Source organism: Sphingomonas sp. (assembly GCF_025362505.1).
Taxonomy (GTDB): Bacteria; Pseudomonadota; Alphaproteobacteria; order Sphingomonadales; family Sphingomonadaceae; genus Sphingomicrobium.
Map to the genome: position 1 here is coordinate 1 of NZ_JANYGG010000046.1, position 4,813 is coordinate 4,813.

Genomic DNA, 4,813 nt, shown 5'->3' on the forward strand with positions numbered 1-4,813 from the left:
GGGCGGGACGATCCTCCACGCCGCGCACCGCGCGATCGAGCAGCTGACCCTCGACCGCGGCGCGGCGCACCTCAAGGACGAGCTTATGCCGCGCTATGCGGAGCTTCTTTACAACGGCTTCTGGTTCAGCCCCGAGCGCGAGATGCTCCAGGCGGCGATCGACCACAGCCAGGCCCGCGTCGAGGGCGAAGTCAGGATGAAGCTCTACAAGGGCGGCACCCATATTACCGGCCGTCGTTCGCCGATGAGCCTGTACAGCGAGAAGGTCGTGACGTTCGAAGACGACGCCGGCGCCTATGACCAGCGCGATGCCGAAGGGTTCATCAAGCTGAATGCATTGCGGCTGCGGCTGCTTGGCCGGCGGGACCGATGATCCCGCCTTCGGGCCTCCTCGGACGGCGCGATCTGGGTTGATCACCGCCGCCGCCCCGCCGTCGTACACCGCAACCCGCCCATGGTGGGAAACGCGCGCCTTCGTTGTCGCTATGGTCCTGCTCGCGTTCGTGCCCCTGCTTTATCCGCCGATTCCGCCGCTGGTCGACCTTCCGGGTCACATGGGGCGTTTCCAAGTCCAGATGGAGCTTGAACACTCGGCCAATCTCCGGCGCTTTTATGATTATCACTGGGCGCTGGTCGGGAACCTGGGCGTCGACCTGCTCGTCATCCCCTTGGCCAAGCTGTTCGGACTCGAGTTCGCCACCAAGCTGATCGTGCTGTGCATCCCGCCGCTGACGGTGGCGGGATTCCTGTGGGTCGCGCGTGAGGTGCACAACCGCATCCCGCCCACCGCCCTGTTCGCCCTACCGTTCGCCTTTGGCCACCCGTTCCTGTTCGGTTTCGTCAACTTCGCTTTGTCGATGGCCTTCGCCTTCCTCGCGTTCGGGCTGTGGCTGCGGCTTGGGCGGCTCGGCAAGACGAGGCTGCGCGCTGCACTATTCGTGCCGATCTCGTTCGTGGTGTTCATCGCCCATACCTTTGGCTGGGGCGCGCTGGGGGTCATGGCGTTTTCGGCCGAAGCAGTGCGGCAGCACGATGCCGGCCGAAGCTGGTGGCGGGCGGGCCTCAAGGCCACCCTCCACGCCGCCTGCCTTGCCGGGCCGGCGCTGCTCCTGCTCGTCTGGCGGCACGAGGCGCAGGGCAGCGGGCATACCGCCGACTGGTTCGACTGGACCGCCAAGCAGTTGTGGCTCGAAACCGCGCTGCGCGACCGCTGGTTCGTTTATGACCGCCTGTCGGTCCTCTTCACCGCCTGTGTTCTAGGCTTCGCGATCTTTAGCCGCCGCCTCGGCTTTTCGCGCAACCTTGCCTTCTCGACCCTGGTCCTTGCCGCGATCTTCGTGCTGATGCCGCGGATCGTGTTCGGGTCGGCTTTCGCGGACATGCGGCTGGTGCCTTTCATGATCGCGGTCCCGCTCCTCGCAATCCGCTTTAAAGAGGCGACCCACATTCCCACCGCGCGCGTCCTAGCGATGATGGGCCTCGCATTCTTTGTCATGCGCCTGGCCGGCAACACCATCAGCCTGGCTCGTGCCTCGGATGACATTCAGCGAGAGCTGACCGCCCTCAATTATCTCCCGGCCGGTTCTCGCGTGCTATACGTCGTCGCGTGGAAGTGCGGCGAGGACTGGCCGCTGCCGCGCAAGAGCCAGCTCGGGGCAATGACGATCGTGCGCAAGGACGCGCTGGTTAACAGCGAGTGGCGCATTCCCGGCGCGCAGATCCTGGTCGTCCGCAACCAGGCGCGGCTCGGCTGGTTCGGTGGCGACCCCTCGCAGCTCGTGTTGCCGGCGAGGTGCGCCACGCGCGAGCATTGGCCGCTCAGTCGCGCGCTGTCGACCTTCCCGCGCGATGAGTTCGACTATGCGTGGATGGTCGACATGCCGCCGTTCGACCCGGCGCTCGTCGCAGGCTGGCAATTGCTCTACCGCGATAAGGATTCAATGCTCTATCGAATCAGGCCGGCGGGCTGACTACCGGTTTGCGCAGCACCCACGCCTGGGTCCACAGCAGGCCGCGAGCGAACGGCGCCTTGGCCAGGGTGCGATCGAGCAATTTGAGCATCACGGCGCCGCCGTTGCCGCCGAACTCGGCGATCACCGGAAGGTAGAAGCCAAAGCGGCTGGTATCGACCACGTCGAACCCGGCGCGGCGGATCTGCCCACCAAGCTCGTCCGCGGTCAGCAGGTTGATATGACCAAGCGGCTCGGCATTTCCGTAAACCATGCGGGCGAGCGCCAGCACCGGTTTGAATCGAAACAGGCCGGCCATCATCTCCACCGTCGCGTAGCGCTGCGGGGTGGTCAGGATGAACGTGCCGCCCGGCCGGAGCGAACCGGCGACCGCGGAAAGCAGCATTTCGGAGCGTTCTGACGGGACATGCTCGAGCACCTCGGAGCAGATTGCCAGATCATGCTGGCCGAGCCCGAGCGGATTGGTCGCGTCAAGCAAGTGAGTCTCGACCGCGTCGAGCAAGCGCACATTCTCGAGGAAGGCGGGATTGATGTCGACCGCGCTGACCTTGCGCCCGGTTTGCGACAGGGCCTCGGTGAACACGCCACAGCCGACCCCGACCTCGAGCACCGCGTCGCCCGACTTGCTGAACCGGGCGACCTGATCGAGCACCCAGTCGCGGCGATATTGGTGGAGGCTCCGGCGCGTCGCGTTGCCGTCTTCGTAGAGGCCGCGCTGGAAGGCAACATCCTCCTGGGCCAATTTCGCGGCGGGCGCATTCATTCGCCAATCCTCTCTCGAACGACGTAGATTGGCCGACCCTTGGTCTCAATCATGATCCGGCCGACATATTCCCCGAGCACGCCAAGCGACAGCAATTGCAGCCCGCCGAGGAACAGGATCGCGACGAGCAGCGACGCATAGCCCGGCGTCTGGATGCCGTAGAGCAGTGTTCGGACGACGATGAACACCGCATAGCCGAGCGCAAAGATCGCGACCGTGCCGCCGAGGTAGCTCCACACGCGCAGCGGCACCGTCGACGACGACGTGATCCCGTCGATCGCCAGCGTCCACAGCTTCCAGTAGCGGAACTTGGTCGTGCCGACGGTGCGCGGCTCGCGGTGGTAGCTGACCGAAGTCTGCTTGAACCCGGCCCACGCGAACAGCCCCTTCATGAAGCGGTTGCGCTCGGGCAGGCGGCGGATGACCTCGACCACCTTGCGATCGAGCAGGCGGAAGTCGCCGGCATGTTCGGGGATCTTGTCCTGGCTAAGCCAGTTGTGGGCGCGGTAGTAAAGATCGGCGGTGAGCCGCTTGGGCAGGCTGTCGCTTTCCCGGTTGTCGCGCACCCCATAGACGATGTCGTGGCCAGCGCGCCATTCGCGCAGCATGTCGCCGAGCACTTCGGGCGGGTCCTGGAGGTCGACGTCCATCGGCACCACTGCCGCGCCGCGAGCATGGTCGAGCCCGGCCGACAGCGCCGCCTCCTTGCCGAAATTGCGCGACAGCGACACCGCGCGGATGCGGGAGTCGAGCGTATTGGCGGCGGCGATCGTCGCGAGCGTGCGGTCATGGCTGCCATCGTCAACGAACAAGATTTCGTAGGAACGCGCGGCGGGGTCGTCGATCGCCGCCATGACCCTGGTCAGCCGCTCGACGAACGCTCCGACCGCCTCTTCCTCGTCCTTCACGGGGACGATGATCGACAGCTCGATGGCTGCGGGCTCGACCGGGCTCACGCGTAGACCCATTTGCGATGAAGCGAGAAGGTCACCAGCGGCGTGAGCACGACGATCACCGGGATCGGCCACCACGTCGGGCCGTGGAGGTGCTTGACGAAGAACCACACGAACAATTGGTTGAGGGCAAAACCAAGCAGGTTGATGATCAGGAAGCGCAAGGCGCGGACGTGATGGCGGCCGCCCTCGCCGTGGCCCTGGAAGCTGAACCGTCCGTGGGTGACGTAACTCACGCCCGAGAAGAACAGGAAGACGAGCGCCAGCGCGAGGTTCGCGTCGACGTGGAGCAGCGTCGCAACCGCCCAGTAGCTCGCCGCGACCAGCACGGTGATCAGCCCGCCGGCGATCGCATAGCGGATCGCCTGCGCGAGGATTTCGCGGCGTTCGGGCTCGATCGAGGACGGCAGCAGCGTGGCCAAGGTTCGCATTGCCTTGCTCTCTAGACTTGAGCGGCTAGAGCAAGGAAGCATTTTCTGGGGTAGGCGCGCTTGGACAAGTTTCTGGGTTGGTTGGATCGCCATTGGCGATGGGTGGTAGTCGTGGCCTGGCTGGGGCTGTCGGCCTACATGCTGTTTTTCGCGCGCGGTCAGATCCAGGGCTTCATGCTCGGCGATACCGACGACAATATGCGGATGAGCCAGGTCCGAGCGCTCATCGCCGGGCAGGACTGGTTCGACCTGCGCCAGTACAAGATGAACCCGCCGTTCGGGGCCAATATCCACTGGTCGCGGATCGTCGACCTGCCGATCGCGGGGATGATCCTGGCGCTGCGACCGTTCATCGGCGGCGCGGACGCCGAGCGCACCGCGGTGGCCGTTGCGCCGCTGATCCCGCTTCTCCCGATGATGATCGCCTTGTCGCTGACCGCTCGCCGGCTGATCGCGCCCGCCGCCTATGTGCTGGCTATCGTCGCGCTGTTCTTCGCCGGATCGACACTCGGCATGTATACGCCCGAGCGGGTCGATCACCACGGCTGGCAACTCGCCCTGCTCGCGATCGGCGGCGCCGGGATGGCCGACCCGCGCCGCGCGCGCGGCGGGTTCGTGCTTGGGATCGCCAGCGCCATCTCGCTGTCGATCGGGCTCGAGATGATCATCTACATCGCGCTGTCCGGGGTCGCGTCC

At 65.6% G+C, this 4,813-nt stretch carries 4 protein-coding genes and 2 pseudogenes; 3 read left to right on the forward strand and 3 right to left on the reverse strand.

Annotated features, from left to right (window positions below; all coding sequences use genetic code 11):
• Together Q0R27_RS03885 and Q0R27_RS03890 are read left to right on the forward strand one after the other, a co-directional pair.
• Positions 1 to 373, forward strand: a pseudogene (locus Q0R27_RS03885) (argininosuccinate synthase domain-containing protein); the annotation flags it as partial.
• Positions 374 to 410: 37 nt separating this feature from the next.
• The gene (locus Q0R27_RS03890; RefSeq protein WP_293941092.1) at positions 411 to 1,970 is read left to right on the forward strand and encodes a hypothetical protein; all 1,560 of its coding nucleotides are present in this window, start codon (positions 411 to 413) and stop codon (positions 1,968 to 1,970) included.
• Here Q0R27_RS03890 and Q0R27_RS03895 read toward each other — a convergent pair.
• The 3 genes from Q0R27_RS03895 to Q0R27_RS03905 are packed head-to-tail and all read right to left on the reverse strand — an operon-like array spanning position 1,954 to position 4,117.
• The gene (locus Q0R27_RS03895) at positions 1,954 to 2,733 is read right to left on the reverse strand and encodes a class I SAM-dependent methyltransferase (RefSeq protein ID WP_293941095.1); all 780 of its coding nucleotides are present in this window, start codon (positions 2,731 to 2,733) and stop codon (positions 1,954 to 1,956) included. The two genes, Q0R27_RS03890 and Q0R27_RS03895, sit on opposite strands and share 17 nt — an antisense overlap.
• The gene (locus Q0R27_RS03900; RefSeq protein ID WP_293941098.1) at positions 2,730 to 3,689 is read right to left on the reverse strand and encodes a glycosyltransferase family 2 protein; all 960 of its coding nucleotides are present in this window, start codon (positions 3,687 to 3,689) and stop codon (positions 2,730 to 2,732) included. Before Q0R27_RS03900 ends, Q0R27_RS03895 begins: the two co-directional genes overlap by 4 nt.
• Positions 3,686 to 4,117 (reverse strand): GtrA family protein, encoded by a 432-nt coding sequence (locus Q0R27_RS03905; RefSeq protein WP_293941101.1) that lies wholly within the window; start codon positions 4,115 to 4,117, stop codon positions 3,686 to 3,688. Before Q0R27_RS03905 ends, Q0R27_RS03900 begins: the two co-directional genes overlap by 4 nt.
• 111 nt (positions 4,118 to 4,228) lie before the next feature.
• Here Q0R27_RS03905 and Q0R27_RS03910 point away from each other — a divergent pair.
• Positions 4,229 to 4,813, forward strand: a pseudogene (locus tag Q0R27_RS03910) (AcrB/AcrD/AcrF family protein); the annotation flags it as partial.

Bases quoted from the DNA above. Each gene is read 5' to 3' on its own strand.
- Q0R27_RS03895 (WP_293941095.1), bottom strand. From the start codon at position 2,733: ATGAATGCGCCCGCCGCGAAATTGGCCCAGGAGGATGTTGCCTTCCAG.
- Q0R27_RS03905 (WP_293941101.1), bottom strand. From the start codon at position 4,117: ATGCGAACCTTGGCCACGCTGCTGCCGTCCTCGATCGAGCCCGAACGC.